Origin of the sequence: Psychrobacter sp. GW64-MNA-CIBAN-0177, from assembly GCF_040309585.1 — a bacterium.
GTDB lineage: Bacteria > Pseudomonadota > Gammaproteobacteria > Pseudomonadales > Moraxellaceae > Psychrobacter > Psychrobacter okhotskensis.
In genome coordinates, this window is sequence record NZ_JBEOOY010000357.1 from 1 (window position 1) to 261 (window position 261).

Sequence of the window (261 nt, forward strand, 5' to 3'; positions counted from 1 at the left end):
GTTCTGCTATTGGGTTTGGTCGACAAGGTGAACAACTCTTAAATGAAAATAGCACTCCCTTTATTGAATTCAGCCATGAAATCTGCAAAACCTGGGAGCAGTTAGCGCTAAATGCAGCATCGGAGCATACTCGGGTCAGTATTATTCGGATCGGTTTCGTACTCGGTCACGGCGGCGCGCTAGAAAAGATGCTTCCCCCCTTTAAACTAGGTCTCGGTGGCCCAATAGGGCATGGCCGCCAAGGCATGAGTTGGATACATG

General features: G+C 49.0%; 1 pseudogene. It reads left to right on the plus strand.

Annotated elements, in window-relative coordinates:
• Positions 1–261: pseudogene (locus AAEY79_RS15430) on the plus strand (TIGR01777 family protein); the annotation flags it as partial.